Source organism: Paenibacillus sp. J45TS6, assembly GCF_018403285.1.
GTDB lineage: Bacteria > Bacillota > Bacilli > Paenibacillales > Paenibacillaceae > Paenibacillus.
In genome coordinates this window covers 1-20,579 of the sequence record NZ_BOSJ01000013.1, presented here as the reverse complement: position 1 = coordinate 20,579, position 20,579 = coordinate 1, and the positions used below count along the sequence as shown (strand labels likewise).

The 20,579-nt window shown below is 38.2% G+C and carries 13 protein-coding genes and 1 pseudogene; 4 read left to right on the top strand and 10 right to left on the bottom strand.

Annotation, left to right across the window (positions count from 1 at the left end):
• Window positions 1–233: 233 nt before the first annotated feature.
• Both KJS58_RS17670 and KJS58_RS17665 read right to left on the bottom strand, forming a co-directional pair.
• Window positions 234–413: a hypothetical protein gene (locus tag KJS58_RS17670; protein WP_213534435.1), complete on the bottom strand. Its 180-nt coding sequence runs from the start codon at window positions 411–413 to the stop codon at window positions 234–236.
• Between the two features lie 314 nt (window positions 414–727).
• Window positions 728–1,828: a DNA cytosine methyltransferase gene (locus KJS58_RS17665; protein ID WP_213534433.1), complete on the bottom strand. Its 1,101-nt coding sequence runs from the start codon at window positions 1,826–1,828 to the stop codon at window positions 728–730.
• 755 nt (window positions 1,829–2,583) lie between these two features.
• Between KJS58_RS17665 and KJS58_RS17660 the strand changes: the two genes are divergently transcribed.
• Together KJS58_RS17660 and KJS58_RS17655 are read left to right on the top strand one after the other, a co-directional pair.
• A complete protein-coding gene (locus KJS58_RS17660; RefSeq protein ID WP_249717564.1) occupies window positions 2,584–3,741 on the top strand; it encodes a restriction endonuclease PLD domain-containing protein in 1,158 nt (385 codons plus the stop codon).
• On the top strand, window positions 3,738–5,600 hold the full coding sequence (locus tag KJS58_RS17655) for a Z1 domain-containing protein (protein ID WP_213534431.1): 1,863 nt from the start codon (window positions 3,738–3,740) through the stop codon (window positions 5,598–5,600). Before KJS58_RS17660 ends, KJS58_RS17655 begins: the two co-directional genes overlap by 4 nt.
• A 226-nt stretch (window positions 5,601–5,826) precedes the next feature.
• Here the strand turns inward: KJS58_RS17655 and KJS58_RS17650 are convergent.
• From KJS58_RS17650 to KJS58_RS17620, 7 genes and pseudogenes are all read right to left on the bottom strand, one after another.
• Window positions 5,827–6,065 (bottom strand): annotated as a pseudogene (locus KJS58_RS17650) (IS30 family transposase); the annotation flags it as partial.
• A gap of 54 nt (window positions 6,066–6,119) precedes the next feature.
• Entirely contained in the window at window positions 6,120–6,500 is a 381-nt protein-coding gene (locus KJS58_RS17645; RefSeq protein WP_213534429.1) for a retropepsin-like aspartic protease, read from the bottom strand.
• Window positions 6,500–6,742 (bottom strand): hypothetical protein, encoded by a 243-nt coding sequence (locus tag KJS58_RS17640; protein WP_213534427.1) that lies wholly within the window; start codon window positions 6,740–6,742, stop codon window positions 6,500–6,502. The genes KJS58_RS17645 and KJS58_RS17640 overlap by 1 nt, the downstream gene beginning before the upstream one ends.
• 1,111 nt (window positions 6,743–7,853) lie before the next feature.
• Window positions 7,854–8,081 (bottom strand): hypothetical protein, encoded by a 228-nt coding sequence (locus tag KJS58_RS17635; protein WP_213534425.1) that lies wholly within the window; start codon window positions 8,079–8,081, stop codon window positions 7,854–7,856.
• Between the two features lie 171 nt (window positions 8,082–8,252).
• Window positions 8,253–8,705, bottom strand: coding sequence for a hypothetical protein (locus KJS58_RS17630; protein WP_213534424.1), 453 nt, complete (start codon window positions 8,703–8,705; stop codon window positions 8,253–8,255).
• 1,677 nt (window positions 8,706–10,382) lie between these two features.
• Complete coding sequence (locus tag KJS58_RS17625; RefSeq protein WP_213534422.1) at window positions 10,383–11,318, bottom strand: S-layer homology domain-containing protein; 936 nt, start codon at window positions 11,316–11,318, stop codon at window positions 10,383–10,385.
• The gene (locus KJS58_RS17620) at window positions 11,278–15,429 is read right to left on the bottom strand and encodes an Ig-like domain-containing protein (RefSeq protein WP_213534420.1); all 4,152 of its coding nucleotides are present in this window, start codon (window positions 15,427–15,429) and stop codon (window positions 11,278–11,280) included. The genes KJS58_RS17625 and KJS58_RS17620 overlap by 41 nt, the downstream gene beginning before the upstream one ends.
• Window positions 15,430–16,966: 1,537 nt before the next feature.
• Between KJS58_RS17620 and KJS58_RS17615 the strand changes: the two genes are divergently transcribed.
• Complete coding sequence (locus KJS58_RS17615; protein ID WP_213534418.1) at window positions 16,967–18,151, top strand: IS256 family transposase; 1,185 nt, start codon at window positions 16,967–16,969, stop codon at window positions 18,149–18,151.
• Between the two features lie 674 nt (window positions 18,152–18,825).
• On the opposite strand, the gene KJS58_RS17610 is transcribed toward KJS58_RS17615, so the two are convergent.
• Window positions 18,826–19,473, bottom strand: a complete 648-nt coding sequence (locus tag KJS58_RS17610) for a hypothetical protein (protein ID WP_213534416.1) — start codon at window positions 19,471–19,473, stop codon at window positions 18,826–18,828.
• Window positions 19,474–20,210: 737 nt separating this feature from the next.
• Here KJS58_RS17610 and KJS58_RS17605 point away from each other — a divergent pair.
• Entirely contained in the window at window positions 20,211–20,459 is a 249-nt protein-coding gene (locus KJS58_RS17605; protein ID WP_213534414.1) for a hypothetical protein, read from the top strand.
• Window positions 20,460–20,579: the final 120 nt, after the last annotated feature.

The following is a 20,579-nucleotide window of genomic DNA, read 5'->3' as shown; positions in this document are numbered from 1 at the left end:
GGTAATGTGGCCCTTGACATCCCCTCTTAGAATCAATACACAAGCACCTTAGACCCTACCTGCCGAAATCAGCATGTCTTGCACAGTAAATTGGTTGCATCTGTAGAGAGCATCTTTTCGCTTGGCTGGTTGTTGGCCAAATACGAATAGAGATTGATTTTTTACGAGCACATCTCAAGGGATACGCGCCCAGTCTGTGTCAACCAAAATAATATAACCGGAGTATTGCTGTGTTATTTTTTCAACGATTCTCTCCATTCAATAAGGTCATGTAGTACCTCTCGAAAATCCTTGTCAAATGGGTACTTCTCCGATAACATATCAGATTCTGTGTTCTCAATCTTTTCCCATTCTTCACTTAACTTTATCCATGATGAAATAGCGTCATCTAATGTTTGATTAAAAGAATCCATTATTTTACACCCTCCTTTTGACTTGAAACTATCTACTCTGTATTGTAGAACAAAATATACAAACTTGAAAAGGACTAACAGAAGAAGAAATGGAGAAATATGCGCAGATACTTATCGAGGATTTTCTATTACATACATTAGCAGAGCTCTAGTTGATAGCAACTTAAAAACACCATTAATAATCTCATTTTCTTCATCTTTGCCAAGGGATATGGCAAGTAAATTTTTCAGAGTTGAATTTAATCTAATATCCTCCAACTCTCAATCTAATAACAAATGGACATGACCCAAAGAGCTAGGTCATGTCCATTTGTTTAAACTAAAATAGTAGTTTGATTAAGAAGTTCATCAATGTCCCACTTAGGAGCTATATGATCATATGGTACTCCAGCATATGTTTTCAAAACAGCTTCTATAATAACTTTTGCCCCATTAGGAGGTACAGCCATCCCTACTTGCTGGCGAACTTTGTCCTTTGGACCCTTGAATTCAAAGGAGTCAGGAAATGTTTGAAGTCGAGCCCGTTCCCTATTTGTTAATGCACGTGGTTCTTCCCAATGATACATATGGGTACCGCCGCCTCCACTACCGGTTACTGTATATGATGGCGAAACTGTATCAAGTCTACGATAAATTTGGCTCATTCTAGCACCTTTCACATTTAATCTTAAATGTTCAGGAATACCTTCATACCAAGCATTTTGTCCAGGTGGAATGGATTCTAGAAACTCTATGACCTTTTTTGTATGCTTAGGCATATCATGGTTTAAAGCCCCTTCAGGTATTGGTGGATCAGTTATTGCTTCATATGCAGTTTTAAAAGGAAACGGTAAACCTGGACCATGAGTTGGTGCAGGTACTCTGAATTGTACGTTTAGGTCATTTCTAAAACCTACAATTAGAATACGTTGTCTTGACTGTGGGACACCATAGTTAGCAAAGTTGTATAAATGTGGAGTCACCTTATAACCAGCATCTACCATATCTCTCAAAATTCGAGCAAAGGCTCGACCTTCATTTGCGCTTTGCAGACCACCAACATTTTCTGCGATGAACCATTTAGGTTGAAATCTTTTTAAAACCTTAATTCCATAAGTGTACAAAGGGCCAAATTCACCATCAAACCCCTTTTTCTCTCCAACAACGCTGAAATCGTTACATGGGAAACCATATATGAAAGCATCAATGTCGCTTAGACTGTTTATGTCTAGTTCACGAACATCTCCATGGTACACCGTATCCGGCTTATCGGGACATATGTTATGTTTATAAGTTTCACAAGCACTAACATCGTAATCATTGGACCATGCATGTTCAATCGAGTAAACTTCACCATTCGCTTCTACTTTGGCATGTTTTGCAGCCCACGCGAAGCCGCCCGGGCCGTTAAATAACTCGCCCTTTTTAAATATCAAAATTATCCCTCCTGCCAACCTAGATGTTCGTATTATAACACACTTTTGTTCGCTATTACCGGTTACATTTTAAACTATATATGGATAATAATATGTAAATATAAGCATACAGTTTCGCGGATTCATGATTTAATAACATTTATATTTGGTAAGCTGCAGACTATATCTCTTATATACCCATTAAGTCCTTTATACTTTGCTCCAGTCCTAACCAACCGCTCATATATATCTCTTGTTCTTTGAATGCACTTTGCTTTTCGATGCCAGACCATCCAACTAGCAAACCCTTGAGTACTTTATTCTCATTTAAGTATATTGATTCATAATCTTTAAAGTAACAAACTTTTTACCATATCGTTTTGATAATTCATCGTATAAAGCTTTCCTCTTACTATATTCTGGATCACTTGATTTTTTTTAGCGAAATATAGATTAACTAAAAACATTTTTTCTGTAGAAGACATATTCTCAAAGTCCATTTAATGAACCCCCATCTATTGTGATTAAACTATATTATAATCCTACAATTTTCTATAAAACCCTTCAAATTTATTTCAGTCTTAATTAATAGTTAAGAATGAAACAGACTCTTTAATATCCGATTCGTAGTCAACATGGGTCTTATATAGTATAATTTTATAATATTTTGAACTGAAATTAGGATATAAGAATCAGATCTTTCAGAAAGCACTTAGTAATCTATAGAGAAGTTTAATAGATTGGTTAAAAAGATCGGCTTATAATAACCAATATCAATGGGGGAAACAATAAACATGAGATTACTATGTTCAGATATATTACCGCTCCGTATAGAAGATTCTCAGAAAGCATTCATAAAATATTTCAATGAAGCAGCTTCAAATTGTGATTATTTAGAAATTGCAGTTGGATATGTTTCGAAGGCATCTCTTAAAGAATTGAGAAAGATTGTTGAAGAAAATCGTATTAACAAGGTGTGTTTAAATATAGGAATGTATTTTTTAGAAGGTATGCCAGAGGGTACATATCATGCAGCTGTATCACTTAATGAAGCATGGCGGAAGTCAGGTATTGATGGTGAAGTGCGAATTGTTAAAACATTCAAGTATCATGGAAAGCTTTATACATTCTACAAAGAAGGGAAACCAATAGCAGGAATTGTCGGTTCACATAACTTAGGCGCCATAAAACTTGAGGCATCTAATCGACGACAGTATGAGGTATCAACTGTTACTGAGATTCCACAAGAAATAGAAGAAATATCAAATATTATTAACAAATTAAAACAGCCAAATTGCTCTGCTAACATTCAGGAGGTAAACATCCCGATTATTCGAGAAGTTAATAGTGCATTGGTTGACCAAGAATTTGTTACAAGAATCACTTCAGATGAGATTAATGCTTATCAAAGCAAAATGACTGACATATCTTTTGAAATTCCTTTGAAAGTTCCTGTTAACCACGAAGATCCAAAAATGCGAGGTTCTAATACAAATGTTTGTTATGCTAAGGGACGTAAAAGAGTATGGTGGGAAATAGAAATAGTAGTAAGTAATAAAATCAAAGAATTACAAGGATACCCTGAATACCAAGTACCTTTTATGGCTGTTACTGACGATGGGTGGAAATTTAAGGCGTGGACCTGTGGACAGAATAATAAGAATCTGTACTCTAAGGATGATTTGAAAATCATGGGACGTTGGATAAAAGGCCGTCTTGTGGCAGCAGGGTTAGTCGAACCAGTAAATCAAGTTGAAGCAGACACAGCATTTGAAGGTTTGATAACAGAAGAAATGCTTGAAAAATACGGTAGAAAAAGCATTACGCTTACCAAAACTACTTTAAGGACAACAACTGAAGAGGGTACAGAAATGGATGTTTGGATGCTCTCGTTTTTGCCCCAAAACACAGGTGTTGTGGAGGTAGCATTGTGAAATACTTAGAATCATATCTCCAAACCATTATAGATAGAGGTAATCATCAGCTCGCAGATTCTATAAAAAAAACTGTAGGGGACGTTGCACCCCAATACTTAGAAAAATTCTCATTTTGCGACCATGAGGTAGGTTTACTTTTCGGAAATGTGCAATCTGGAAAAACAGGCCAAATGTTTGGAATTATTTCTGCAGCTTCAGACTTGGGATTTCCTGTATTTATTATACTAACAACTGACAATGTTGTTCTTCAGCAACAAACTATCGATAGAGTTAGAGCTGATTTAAAAGGATTCTGCATTTGTGACGAATACGATTCAGAGATATTCACAAAAAATTGTTTGATGGAACCAACAGTTATTGTTTTAAAGAAAAATGTTAACACACTGAAGCAATGGTCGAATATTTTAGCTTCAACAGGCTTTATGAGAGGAAATCCTCTGTTTATCATCGATGATGAAGCGGATGCAGCCTCTTTAAATACTCTTGTCAACAAAAATCGAAAATCCTCAATCAATAGGTATTTAGATGAAATAAAAACAAAGTCGGCATGTAGCATTTATCTTCAGGTTACGGGGACACCACAAGCTATACTTTTGCAATCCATGGTTTCAGGCTGGCATCCCTATTTTACATACTATTTCCGTCCAGGTAGTGGCTACCTTGGGGGTGATTTTTTCTTCCCAAAAGAGGGAGAAGCGAAATCAGTAGTATTTACTGACACGAATGAAAACCCTTTAAAATCAGCTATTATTTCTCATCTTGTTGCCTCGGCTCAAATACTGATATCCAGCGGTAAGGTATGTAATTTCTTAATTCATCCCAGTGTTCGCCAAGCAGTTCATACTCAATTCCAAAATGATGTGCATAAGGAATTACAGTATTGTACCAATAATATTGATGATCCTACTTTTATGTTAGAGTTAAGAAACGAGTTTGATCGCGCATACCCTAAGAAATACGAACGTAAGACTTTCGAAGAAGTACACAAGAAAATTAAAGATCTATTGCTGAATAATCAAATAAAGGTGCTTGTGATGAATGGCTCTTCATCTGTTACCAGTGATCAGTATGAGATGGGATCAAACATTGTAATAGGTGGAAATACACTAGGAAGAGGAGTTACTTTCCCTGGTCTGCAAACAATTTACTATACTCGAACTGCAAAAAAACCTCAGGCTGATACTATGTGGCAACATAGTCGGATGTTTGGATATGATCGAGACGAAGGCTTAATGAGGGTTTTTATTGGCGAGAGACTATATAAATTGTTTTCTGATATTAACTCTACGAATAACTCTATTATCTCTCAGGTAGAACGTGGCTTGAAGGATATTAAGATTTATTACCCTGAAGGTGTAAATCCTACAAGAAAGAATGTATTGGACAATAAAAAGGTGGGAATTATCTCAGGAGGGACTAACTATTATCCATTCTCTCCAGAAAACGATACTATAGAAGAGCTCGATCAACTTCTTTGTCAGTTTGATGATTCAGAGGACTATTATCAAGTTAGTTTGCGGTTAATAATAGAAATTTTTAGACACATTACTTCCGAATCAGATTTTCGAATTAAAGCTTTTGTGAGCATTATCAACTCTATGTTAGCTGACCATCCTACTGCACAGGGTATTCTCTTGGTTCGAAGAAATAGGAATGTTGCTAAAGGTACTGGTGCAATGCTGTCTTCAAACGATTGGCAACTAGGTGCATCAATACAAGATAAAGTAGTATTGACAGTTTATCAAATGACAGGTGAGAAAGGCTGGGGGGGACGAAAATTGTGGGTTCCCAATATCAAGCTCCCTAGTAATGTTGTTTACTATGATGTAAACGACGATGATCAATGTAGCAACTAAGTCTAAAAACCTTAGAATTTTTTATCTATGCAAGACTTTGTCAACTTTCCGTCTAAAATCTTGTCCTTACAAATGTAAAACCTGCTCAAGGAGCGGGTTCAGACTGCAGGCAAACTAGCTTAAACTAGTTTGTCTGCAGTCTTTTTTATTTTACAACAGCAGTAACTACTTTCATTGAGGTGACATGCTAACGAAACAATCTTCCATTCAGCGTGACCAACTTGAAATGGGAGCCGCGCTGCCATGAAGAATACAGATCTGCAAATACACCTTCATACCATGTGATTCTTCCAGTTCACGAAAGCATGCAAACTCTTTACCGCGGTGAACGGTAGCCGTTTGAAAAGGGTACTGTGCTACACCTACAGCCATTACCATGGATAATGAAGTACGGTCTAGCATTTTAATAGCGGTGTACAGTCTTGTTTTTCGCTCGATACATGTAGCAACACAAGCCTTGCTCTGAGATATGTATAATCTTTAGATCTCAGCAAAATATCACAAAAAAAGTCCGCAATCTTATTGCAGACTCCGTAATTCTAATAGATTCAAATCAATGCTAAATTTCCCTGTTAATAAAACATCTAATCCCAATAAACCATTAATATTATCATACGGAAACGATGTGAAGTCTATAAAATGATCTTCAAGTTTGTACTCCCCTAATTCAATTGATTCCACTTTCTTAACAAATGCATGTTCTTTACCACCAATTCCATAACTAGTGATAATCTCGTCTTCCATGGACACTCTAATTCCAATATCATCGACTTCGTCCTGAGAAATTAATGTATGGCTTGCTCCTGTATCAATAACCACATTATGAATCTGTTTCTCTCTACCTTTGTATCTTATCTTAATTGAAGTAAATAATAAGCCATCTCTATACTCAATTTTCATTAGATGGTTCTCCTTAAACCTACTGCTCTACGTATCTTCACTACTACTTGATCCTTTGAAGTATGGTAAATTAATGTGTTATTCTTACTGTTTAACAATTCCTTCGTAGCATTCTCTTCTGTAATTGGTCCTATAACGGCTACATCGTCAATGATTTCTTCATTATTTTTTTCTTCCGAATGCAAAATTTCAAATTTCACAAATTGATTCGGGTAGATTTTTCTGACTTCTTCCCACTTCATATTGGATTCCTCCAATCGTACTGGATTTGCTCTAATTGTATCATATTATAGATTCTGTATTAGCAATTGAAATTGAGTTACCTAGGACCAAATGAAAGTGTCGATCCGATCTACCTCCACTCATTTCTTGTCTTAATAAAAAAAGTCCAATTACCGTAGAAGTAAGTATCGTTCAAATGAAGATAGCATATCTGCAAAAGCAACTTTTAGTCTTGGGGGATTATGGATAAAAGATCGTTAGCAGTATTCCTACAAGAGAAAGTTAAATAAACGTTTGGTTCGTCTTACACCATAGTAAGACTTGCAAGAACAAACCCTCTTCTACATTAATCCTACAGCATAATCTAAGAAGAACTTATGGTAGCTTATTTTACGTATGTAAACATATTCGTTATATGCCTGTGAAGAAATAAGATTTATTATATAACACTACTGAAAATACTTGGTATCTAGTATAATCATAACTGGCGGTAGGGCTTACAGCGTAAGCTTCAAGGGAAAAATATGAAGAAGATAACGAACAAAGCAGAAAATTGGATACAAACCAAAATAGCCCCCATTCGAACTGTTGGAAAGCAGATCATCAAATGGGTGGCTATACTTGGACCAGTGTTTTATGGACTTTACTGGGGTATCCGGTTGTTTGCATTGCTACTAGGATTCCCACTGTAAGATAAGAAAGACTCGGCAGAAAAGGCAAGTCCGGCCGTATACCTAGCTTTACTTGGCCGTTAAGCTAGGTATAAAAGACCGCCATAAATATGACCGCTGCACTGTAAGCTAGGAATGCCCCTGCCGGGGCTTTTTTATATTCTTATTCTACACTTAACCTGAATAATTCATACAAAACAAAAAGAACCCTTACTTTGGCCGTTAGGGTTCTTTTCGCCTTGGAAAAAATATGAAGATAACGGGAATTCCCGGTATTACCTTTAAGTTTACAATGACTACTACTCGGCTAGTAATGACTAACTTAACTTCATTTTAGAACTACAAGTAGCGATAGTCAAGAGTTAAGGGCTAAAAAGAGCCTTCCTAAAGCCAATTAAAATTCTAATCAATATTGAAAACTCTACAGGAGAGGCGGGGTATCTTTTTAGCGTAAAACTCATCAGAATGCCTGACGAGTTTTTGCTACCGACACCATAACTTCCTTTGTATCTAAATGGTAAGTGAGCATCACCCACTTGCCTTTATACTCATATACCCAGCTGTAACTATCTTCTCTTTCAATATCGTCTGCAAACCCGATATCTAGCTGTTCTTCTTCATCTGGCACTAATCGAACAAACTTTTTATCCAGCGCTTTTCGTGCATAACCTTTTTGTCTTTCCTTCATCTCTAATCTCCCTCTCTTCATTTAGTTGGATAGTCTATTTAAATGCACTAAAGTCAAAGTTTTTACCTGCGGCTCGTTATGAGAAGAAAAATCACAGCGCCTTACGCCTAACAATAGATAGCATCTTCCAAGCGGGTTCGTTCAGCTCATCCATCGTGAAATATAAAAATTCTACAAATGCCCTATTCCTGCTAGCTCATCTTTAAAAAAAGGAACGATGACCTCGTTATACACATCAGAAGACAAAGCATGTATTTCACCAATCGTAACCGTCCATAGATGTACTTGACTTTCACTATGGCGTGCTAGTTTATTTAAAAACTTAATATCAAACCAGAACGTTTGGGATGGATGAAATTCTCCGCCTACATAAGTAATACATAGCTTGTCTTCTTTTCGGTAAATGTCCGTTACGAAATTGGATTCATAAAAGTCAGCCTCTAATCGGTATACCAATTCCTCTTCCATCCTGTGCCAGTACTGAGACTCTTCTCTTTCATCCAGGACTGTAACCTTTCCCTCTCCCTCACAGATCGGACAGTCTTCTGCTGGATTACATTCACAGGTGCGTTCAACTGTTTGATACAAACTAGAAAATTTCATGAAGTCTTTATTAAATATCATTTTCACCTCTCCTTTTCTTGTGCTACGTAGCACTCACATTTTTGCCTGCCGCATGGGATCAGGTCCCGAAAGGGCGTTTTTTCGCCTTTTGACGCGTAGCTTGGAAACAAGGGCATAGCGGTATGATCAAGGGTTTCAGCCGAAAAATTTTTTCAGCGCATTTTCTTTGCTAGAAGAAGAAAAAACTTTTCGGCCCCTTGAACATGCCGCTTAGCGACTTAGCTTTCAGGAGGTGGAGAGGTGAAGCCAGAGGCTCGGCCTCCTGGAAGGTTAGTCGCTTTGCCCTTGTTACCATGCGGAAGGCAAAAGGCGTAAAACGCTAGATTAAAAAAGAACCGGCAACTGCCGGTTCTCGCCTTTTCCTTCTCTATATCTCTTATCTTTTGCACGATGAAGGAGCGCAGCGGATCATGGTGCTTCACCTTGCGTGGCTGCTTGATGATAAGTGGAGTAGCGCGGAACATTCATGATGCAGACATGCCTTCCCTGAGTTAACCTCAAAGCCATTAGCCTTTGGCTCCGTGGCGTGGTGTAAAGCGACAGACAGGAACCTAGAGCGCTTTAGCCGAAGAATTTTCCGGCTTAGGCGCTCTCGTTATCGACTGAAGTAACCCGCCAGCGGTGCGTACCAGCTCTTAAGCGGCGCAGCCACTTTAGAGCTGGTAGCATCAGCCCTCAGTACTCAGTACTTCATGAAATAAACACGTAACATTTTTTCTGATCTTAACTTTCTTGCAAGGATCAAGAGGAAGCTTAAAAGTTAGTTTCAGGTTCAAAAATCGAATTAAAAGATCTCAAGAACTCACAAAAGAGAAGAAGAATTATACTAAAGAGCTAGAGCAAATTATTCACGAGAGTAAAGATTTTCAGGTGAAGATGAATCAGCATGTTAAATCAGCATAAACCTTGAAAGAAATGAACCGGCTCTTAACTGAATAATAATCGCATGCTGTAAAAAGAGGTAAAGGCGTATGATGGGTTAAAAATAGTTCTTGGAGGAAACCCTTACTAAGAAATACAGGAATCACTCTAATTAAAAAGAAGTGAGATGCATATGAGAAAGGCTGAAGAAAAGCTATTCAGGAAGGAATTTGAATTCAAACTAATTACGAAGATCTTTACACGAGAGCATGCTTTATCTTTGAAAGAAGCTACATTAGAAGCGCTAGATGAATCAGTTATATGCTAATTACAAGCCTTACACAAGTAAGATGTTTGATGAAAACACGAAAATAGAGGAGTTCCTTCATATAAATTGCGATATATATGTAAAAGCTATTACGACGGAATATTCACTTAATTTAAAATTCATATATTTAATAATTGACTAAACAATATATATATAATGTACTTATCCAGCTAATAATCCAATCTGAAGGTGATGAAACCGCTGAAATTGTTAACAACTAATGATCTGGATGAGCTTGTTCAGTATTATGAAAATAAATTTTTAAACTTTTAACCGATAAAATATACGGATTTGAGCACAATAGTCAAAAAACCGTCTCAGTGATTCACTGAAGACGGTTTTCATATTTTACGCTACATTTAGTAGTTTAGTGAAAATCTTTAATAAGTATCTCCTCTGGATAAACGCCTTGAGGTCGACTTTCGTGTATCTCTAAACAACTGAAAGAGAAAAGACTCATCCTGCACGCATCATAGTTAATATCACGGTCAAATTAGATCTGATTTTTGTAACAGCCTTTGCATCAATGCAGCTATTTCTGCTCGCGTTATGAAATCCTTTGGAGCAAGGATTTGGTCGCTCTTACCGTTTAAGATTCCAGTTAGTAAAACGATTGCAGTGGCGTCTTTTGCCCAAGAAGACACCTTCTTAGCATCAGTATACGAATTTAAAATCTCTTCAGAATCTTGCTGTGACCAATCAACCTTAAGATCCGTGAGTTGCATCGCTTTTGTTATAATAACTAACGCCTGCTCACGAGTGATTTTCTCCGTAGGATGGAACAATCCATCTCCCAAGCCATTAATCAACTTATAATCGTAAGCGGTTTGTACCGCTCCTGCATACCAAGCCGATGACCCCACATCTCCAAAGTTAGAGGAATCATTTTCTTCGTTTAATCCTAAAGCTCTAACAATAATAGAAGCGAATTCTGCTCTTGTGATTTCCTTATCAGGCGTGAACAATTCATGCCCTGTCCCCTTGACAATCATCCTAGCCCCCATGTCGTTAACTGCTTCTTTTGCCCAGTGATGGCTCACATCGCTGAACTCAAGAGGATTCCACACCACTGCATAGGTACTATTTGTTAAGCTGTTGATGACTGCACAGTAGATTCCATTTATCTGTACCACTTTAGTTGGAACATGACGAACATTGCCATTAGAATCGATGACAACACCGGTTGTAATTTGGCTAGGCTCTATCCCATCTGGAAGAGCAATAGAACGTTCCACATAAACATTAAAACGGTTGATATCAACTGACTTGTTCTCATAAGATCCTACAATTGAGAAATCAACTGGTGGAGCGACAATACTCAGGCCAGCTTTGTCTGCTGCACGTTGAACAGCCTGGTTTATCGCTGGTTCAGTTAAAGCAATTTTAATCTGAACCTTGATATCTGAGAGGAACAGTCTGTCCAATCTGTTTAGAGATTGCGTCAATATCAATTTCCTGAGCAGGTAATGTATAAGTAGCATTATTTGTCTGAATTTTCACTACTGCTTGCTTCTGTTCCAAATTTTTGATCATCTGTCCATCTAATTCCCCGATTACAACGTCAGATCCATTAATAACAGGGATCGTCACCACAGCATGATCACCTTCTTGCGCCAACTTCTCATTAAGCTTATTTGGATCTACTATAACCATCGAGACAGTTTGGTTATTTAAAATAGAATTAACCAGTTTTCCTGCTCTCTCGATTTCACCGTTTACCAAAACTTCAACTTCTGTATCTGCAGGTTGTTGAGAAGGTGTTGTGGATACAGGAGTTGTTGAAACTGGCGTTTGAGGAATTTCTGGAACACTCGGCAAGTTCACAACTTGTGTGACTTGGAACGTAACCGAAGACATGTTATCTGCAGATAAGGTTACTATTGCCGTATAGGTTCCTGCTGTTAAACCATTTTTTGCTTTCAAAACAAAGCTGTTTGTATCTCCACTTTTTAACGTGTCCTGTACTGAAGTTATTTCAAAAGCGCTAACTTCTCCAGCAGTTAGTTCTGCTTTCAAGTTCGTTAAATTCCCAGTTCCAATGTTTGAAACGATAACGTTCTTTGTTTCTTGAGTTCCTGAATTGTATCCTTCAATCAGAGACATTACTTTTTGATCAGTAATTGTAGCAATCTTGTACGTTAGTTCAGCTGGTGCAGCTATCACTGTAATATTGGTGGTTGCATGCTTGCTATTATCTACAACCGAAGTGGCAGTAATCGTGTAGTCGCCTGGTATTGCATCGGGAGATACCATTACTTTGCCGGTTTTATCGACCGAGACTTTTCCAGTAGGATCACTGCTCGTCCAGTTTACAGTCTCCCCTGCACCGCCTACCACTGTAACTTTAGCAGTGAGTTGACGGTTTTCTCCTTGTACTAACTCAGCACTGCTCGGATCTACTGTTACACTTGTAACCGCAGATGCTTGTGTTACGGTAACAACGGACGTTGCATACTTACTACTATCTACCGCCGAAGTGGCTGTAATTGTGTAGTCCCCTGGTATTGCATCGGAAGCTACCGTTACTTTGCCCTTTTCGTCGACCGAGACTTTTTTAGAAGTATCGTCGCTTGTCCAATTCACCGTTTTCGCAGCTCCGCCTACCACAGCTACTGTAGCAGTAAGCTGACGATTTTCTCCTTGCTTCACTTCAGCACTGCTCGGATCTACTGTTACACTTGTAACCCCAGGAGCTGGTCTTACAGTAACAACGGACGTTGCATATTTACTACTATCTACCGTCGAAGTGGCTGTGATCGTGTACTCTCCTGGTGTTGCATCGGAAGCTACCGTTACTTTGCCCTTTTCGTCGACCGAGACTTTTTTAGAAGTATCGTCGCTTGTCCAATTCACCGTTTTCGCAGCACCGCCTACCACAGCTACTGTAGCAGTGAGCTGTCGATTTTCTCCTTGCTTCACTTCAGCTTCGCTCGGATCTACGCTTATATTTGTGACCGCAGGTGCTGGTGTTACGCTAATCGTAGAAGTACTGAATTTACTACTATCTGCCGTCGAAGTGGCTGTAATCGTGTAGTCCCCTGGTATTGCATCGGAAGCTACCGTCACTTTACCGGTTTTATCGACCGAGACTTTTCCAGTAGTATCACTGCTCGTCCAGTTCACTGTCTGAACTGCACCGCCTACCACTGTAACTTTAGCAAAAAGTTGGCGGTTTTCTCCTTGTACCAACTCAGCACTGCTCGGATCTACTGTTACACTTGTAACCGCAGGAGCTGGTGTCACGGTAACAACAGACGTTGCATATTTACTACTGTCTGCTGTTGATGTGGCTGTGATTATATAGTCACCCGGTGTTGCATCAGAAGCTACCGTTACTTTACCCTTTTCATCGACCATGACTTTTCCAGAAGTATCGTCGCTTGTCCAATCCACTGTCTGCGTAGCACCGCCTACCACATCTACTGTAGCAGTAAGCTGTCGATTTTCTCCTTGCTTTACTTCAAAGCCATTCGGATCTACGCTCACACTTTTAACTGCAGGAGCGGGTCTTACGGTAATAATGGACGTTGCATACTTGCTGCTATCTGCTGTTGAAGTTGCAATGATCGTATAATAGCCTGGGTTCGTATCAGGAGCTACGGTTACGAGGCCATTTTTATCAACCGAGATTTTTCCAGATATATCACTTTTCGTCCAGTTTACTGTCTGAGCCGCATCGCCTACTACAGTTACTGTAGCTGTGAGCTGTTGATTTCCTCCTTGCACTACTTCTGCCCTGCTCGGGTCTATGCTTACACTAGTTACCAAAGATGCTCGTGTTACGGTAACAACGGACGTTGCATATTTACTACTATCTACCGTCGAAGTGGCTGTGATTATATAGTCACCTGGTGTTGCATCGGAAGCTACCGTTACTTTACCGGTTTCATCGACCAAGACTTTTCCGGAAGTATCGTCGCTTGTCCAATGCACTGTCTGTGCAGCACCGCCTACCACATCTACTGTAGCAGTAAGCTGTCTATTTTCTCCTTGCTTCACTTCAAAGCCATTCGGATCTACGCTCACACTTTTAACTGCAGGAGCGGGTCTTACGGTAATAATGGACGTTGCATACTTGCTGCTATCTGCTGTTGAAGTTGCAATGATCGTATAATAGCCTGGGTTCGTATCAGGAGCTACGGTAACGAGGCCATTTTTATCAACCGAGATTTTTCCAGATATATCACTTTTCGTCCAGTTTACTGTTTGTGCAGCATTGCCTACCACAGTTACTGTAGCTGTGAGCTGTTGATTTCCTCCTTGCACTACTTCTGCCGTGCTCGGATCAATGCTTACACTTGTTACCGCAGATGCTCGTGTTACGGTAACAATGGACGTTGCATATTTACTACTATCTACCGTCGAAGTGGCTGTGATTGAGTAGTCACCCGGTGTTGCATCGGAAGCTACCGTTACTTTACCGGTTTCATCGACCAAGACTTTTCCGGAAGTATCGTCGCTTGTCCAATCCACTGTCTGTGCAGCTTCACCTACCACCGTAACTGTAGCTGTGAGCTGTTGCTCTTCTCCTGGCACTACTACAACCCTGCTCGGATCAACGCTTACATTCGTAATTGCCGGTTCATTCGGTGCAGCTGTCACTGTAATATTTGTCGTTGCATACTTGCTGTTATCTACTGTCGAAGTTGCAGTGATCTTGTAATCACCTGGCATTGTATCCGAAGCTACTGATACCTTGCCGTTTTTATCGACCAAGACTTTTCCAGAAGTATCATTGCTTGTCCAATCCACTGTCTGTGCAGCATCACCTACCACCATAACTGTAGCTGTGAGTTGGCGTTCTTCTCCTTGTACCATTTCAGCATTGCTCAGATCTATCGAAACATTAGTAACTCCAGAAATATCCGGATCACTATAACCAACTTCATCAGGACCAGTTACCCGAAAAGCTACGTTACCTGTCTCTCCCTTAGAAAATCCAGTCATAACCATAAAATATGTTGCGCCAGCTTCAAGTGAGATGTTGCTGATCTGAGATAAATAATTATCGTCGTCTTCCGAGATATCATCATTACCTGCTATCAAATTATGTAATGGATGTTCATAGTCAAAATCATCTTTGTATAAGTACAGGACCGTATCTTCTAGGGTTGATTCGGTGACACTAATACTGTAATCTCCAGTTTGTATGGGAGTAATCATTCTATAGAAATAATTTCGCTTGTAACCATCAGGATCATCTTTTCTTACTGTGTCTGTAAATGGCTCTCCAGCACCCATATATTCTGGATTGTCAAACCATTTATGCTCTCCCTCTAGAAAATACCATGTTTTTTCAAGTAGATATGGATCAAAGTTATCTTCATTTTCATCATCATACGATACATCGCCCGGCATCTGAGGTCTAAAATACTCTGCCTCAGTATCCAAGCTGCCATTAAAAAGAGTATCAAAAAGAGAATCTTGGCTTGCTGCATTTACAGTCCACGGACCTGACAGTAGCGAACTGGTGGTAAGCGTGAAAACTAAAAAAAGTTTTCCGGCAACCTTACTCTTAGCATAGAACTTGAACATCAGTTTGTCCTTTCTCGTAGAAAATTTGCAGCTAGTATTAAGTATCGCAAATCTACTTTAACAATTATTTCTTTGGTGGGAAGACGGAGTGCAATAATAAGATTTAATGCTGTATAAGGATGCATGTTATTATGCGGCTGCGAGCTGCCTGCTACCTGATAAAAGGAACCTCGATGGATAAGCACGGACGATAAACCAGGCATAATTCGGCTAATCCTTTTACACAAATGACTCTTGTGTACACAGTCAAACCTTTAGCCATATGTATCTAGGAATGTTGAATGACCGGTGAGAGTATATTCGAAATTTTTTTCATCAATAAGTGGGGCTTCTGATGTGTTAATAACTATATCCCCAATTAAAAATGATTCTCATAATAGTAGGCTCAGTAATCCAGCCTAAATACCCTGTTGGAGAATGATCGTATGTTAAAATTAACTTCCAACGGTAAGATGAATAAAAAAATTTCGCTAAACTTCTATATCAACTTGCTTCAACTCACTTTTACTTACATCTGCATCCATCCTCCTAAAATCATATGATGTATGTGTCAAACTCATACAATAAGTCAAAAGTGCTAGTTACTTCTTTAACTTAGTGGAATTTGTCACTTTCAGACTTTATTGTAAGACAATTTTATCCAGAAATATAGACTTATTTTTCTATAATTCGACATTATTCCTGCTTTTTTTCTAGAAATATTTCATATTCATAAGTAAACCTATTATGAAAGACAATTTCCTCTTTGAATCGCAATGAATTTCGTACATTGATAAAGTATTTGAGCTGGTATTTTTTTTACCGCTACAAAACAGAGTTTGAGTGGTAGTCTTAAAATACTCAATGGAACGGGGGTTAGGGTACAACATCTAACAGTTTGATATAAAAAAGTACTCTTGCCCTTTACGATTGCTGGGTCACGTAAAAGAAATGGCCAGGATCGCCTGACTACGAAAAAAAGCTATCTTTGAAATTCATATGAATTTCAAAGATAGCCCTTCAGCAGGTTCTTATAAATAGATAACAAGCTAGCACCACTTGGAAGCAAAAAAAGTAAAAAAATCAGTTGAAGGAAAACCTACCATCAGCGATTCTTTACGAAATTTTAGGAAAAATTTCCGCTGGTATCTCGAACACAAACGAAGAAAAAATATGTTCAGTATTAACAAATCCACACCTTAATGCAATAAAATGATTCATTAAAGGTTTTCCCAACAATAAGGCAAATAAAATAAGGGCTAAATATCGTCTTTGTGTAATTTTATTTAATAAAATTTACACCCCGGGCTTCCATCTTAAGAGTTTTAATTGAGAAAGACGTAAAAATGAAATATTTAAAATTAAACTAATAAAAAGGTATTACATTTTAATGATGTAATACCTTTTTATTGTATTTATGTGTAATATTATTATCAAACTATAGGTTGAGGAGGAGAGCTTAAAATATTATGTGTAAATAGATAAATAGCAAAAAGGAAGACCTTTTCTTGTAGAATGAAGTTACCACACCACAATTCACAGAAAAGAGGTCTTCCCTATGAATCATTTTACAACAGATTTAGTTCAAGCTCTAGTCACAAAACAGGATATAACCGAAGTTTTTCGTTGCCACTTAGAAATAGCTATGAATCGCTTGTTAGAAACAGAATTAACGGCATTCCTAGACTATGAAAAGTACGACCGGCTGGGATTGAATTCTGGAAATTCTCGCAATGGAGTTTACACGCGTACACTTCGCACTGAGTATGGTGAACTGCAGCTTAACATCCCACGTGATCGCAACGGAGAGTTTAAACAACAGACGGTAGCTCCGTACAAGCGGACCAATGATACGCTTGAATCCTTCGTCATTCACATGTTCCAAAAGGGTGTGACAATGACAGAAATTGCTGAGCTTATCGAGAAAATGTACGGTCATCATTACACACCTCAAACGATATCTAACATGACCAAGGTTATGGTGGAGCATGTAGAAGCCTTCATGAAGCGTACGCTAACAAAACGTTATGTTTGCGTCTATTTAGATGCGACTTACATTGCGGTTAAACGCGAAACGGTGTCTAAGGAAGCTGTATATCTTGCAGTGGGGATTCGTGAAGATGGCTCAAAAGAAGTCTTAACGTACGCCATTGCGCCCACCGAATCGGCCTATGTATGGAAAGAACTCCTGCAAGATATTCGCGAACGTGGTGCGCATGAAGTACTCCTCTTTATCTCAGACGGATTAAAAGGTATAGTAGATGCCACTCAGCAAGTCTATCCACAAGCCAAATACCAAACGTGTTGTGTTCATCTGGCACGTAATATCGCTCATAAAGTACGTGTATCTGACCGTGCAGAGATCTGTGGAGACTTTAAATCGGTGTACAGAGCTGACCATGAACAAGCTGGCAAAGCTGCTCTAGAATCGTTCTGTGACAAATGGAAACCCATCTATCCCAAGGTCGTTACATCTCTACGAGAAAATCCATATATCTTCACATTCTACAGTTTTCCAAAGTCCATATGGAGAAGCATTTATTCAACCAATTTAATTGAATCTTTCAATAAACAAATTAAGAGATATACTAAGCGCAAAGAGCAATTCCCACATGAAGAAGCTCTTGAGAAGTTTCTGGTTTCACAGTTTGAAATCTATAACCAGCGATTTACTACTCGTTGTCACATTGGCTTTGATCAAGCACGTGCCGAACTCCAAGCGATGTTCATCACTAGAGACTAACATCACTTCTACAAGAGAAGGTTATTTTCATTTACACAAAATTCTTGACGCTACCTTGAGGAGAAAGTTAACTAACAATTAGTTTTGTGTTAACAAAATAAATACATTATTATTCGGAGGTGTTTTTTTGGCAGACAAACGTAAATTTAACATATTCATTGGTTTGATTAGTTGTTTTGGGATATGCACAGTAGGAGGATATAGAATCTTTACTAACAACATAGAAGGTATGTCATTAGTAGTATCATATATATTCTTTATAACTGGATTGATAGGCTTTGTTTCTAGTGTTGTAGCTTTATATAGACACCCTCGAACTTAGCGTTGCTTTATGACAACGCTTTTCTTAATGCTACTGTACAATATTGTTCAATTATTTAGTGAAATGTAATTCTATACGGCTACTTATTACGAATAGAAGATTGTAAACGATTGCTGCATCATGATTGGATGTTATTGAATAAACATCTTAAAATGCATATCACCTACCAAACCTATTCTACTCGTTACCCTGAAGAGACGGAGCCCATTATTTTGGTAACCCTCTCTTCTTGTTTGTTGTCATGTCATATTAGGTTAATCAAAAGGTGAAGGCCTGAAAAATTAATTCACGCGACCCGTTTGGTGGCGAATCTGATGCATAAAATATGCCTAGCTAAATGTGTCAAGTGAGTTTACGATATGGCTTCAACAGCTTGCGGTAACTCTCTTTCGTATTCTTTATATAGCACATAACAGTGAACGCCCCTAGAAGAGTTTATTGCTTTCCTAGCATACTGAATGGCTGCTTCATGGTTGCCTGCACTACTCTCCATTTCAACAAGCAATGCTAATTTCATCCATTGTTTCTTGATTGATTCAAGTCTTATTTGCGCCTGATCTCTTTCCCCATTCTGTATATGAAGGATCGTTTCGTAATACGCGCGGTAATCGGATTGTCGGATATACGGAACAGCCTCCCGAACAATAGCCATATCCTTTTGGTAAACACCAAATGCCGCCTTGAACGGAGCCTGTGTCTCTGGCTGCTTATATTTACTCATAAGCTGCTCTATAACCAACCTTGCTTCATCCTCTAGCCTGTTAGCAAGGACATAGTTGATGTAAATTGCAGGCGTTTTTTTCTGTTTTAATAAAAAAGATTCTAAGCGATCTATGCGCTTTTCCAAGAGTAGAGGATAATAATAGAGCAGTAAAAATGATAGTAAGACAACAGCAACAATCCCAAATGTGAGGAGTTCAGAATATCCATTGACTGTCATGAATAAGACAAAAACAAACACGGCTAAATAAAATATGAATTTTCTCCAAAAAGACCCCATTATTTTTCTCCTTCATACAGAATATTTAACAAGCAAGCTTCTATTATAACAATTTTTATATTCTATTTTATAAAATTTTATAACAGACAACTTGCGGCATAAAAACTGCAGTTTAACTATTAAGCTACCATCTATCATTAGTTGATTCCCTTTAGTTACTAGTTTTAATTGAATATTTTTATCTGGTTCAAGCCTTAATAGGTATGCCCCAAGGTCGATATGAGAATTATATTCACTTCATATTAACGATTCTAAAAGTTCTAGTAATGAAAAATCGCTTTTACTAATCTTCTTTGTAAGTCGATTATATTGCTTGATCGTGCACTAAGAAATGTAACAGTACTTCCCAACCATCCCGGTTCTGAAAGTAATAGCTGATACTTTGAATTAAAGACAATGTTGGTCTTACATTTTATAACCAATGTAAAGACCACCCATGTGCTTTTACTGTCGTATTAGGGACCTTTTTTCCAGTCTGAAGTATGGTGAGATTAGAAAAAAGGTGATTATGTTCAAATAGTATGCGATATGTATATTTTCTATTATGAATTTTTCACATATTGTATAAATCATATGTTTCGGAGGTTGAATACACTAACTTCAGACCCGTGGATAGTAGCTCCTTATAACCATTTCGTCACAATTTCATAGTCCTTTCTATAATTTATTGACCATCTATCAGTTTTCACTGTAAAATATAGTAAATATTTCTATAAAATTGACGAGGAGAGACATTAATGAATGTACATCATCCCTATAAAGAGCCCTTAGACTTGGACACTATTGTGAATTTGATGCAAATAAATTATGCAGTAGAAAACTGGGAAATGGTTTTATCCTTGTCAGATGAGCTAATGACTTTAGCAAAAAAAATTCACAAAGAACTTGTTGAAACGGGGACTACTACTCATTCCTTTAAAGATCATATCGTTTATTATTTTGGATATAGTCATCTTATGAATGGTTTATCATATGACGAATTGTAATATGAAGTGCGACACCTTACTCAAAAAATAAAAATGGCCCATGGCCTGATTCGTGTAGAATTAAGTTACCACACCAAATTCACACAGGAGAATCAGTCCATGAGCTATTCACATCTTAGC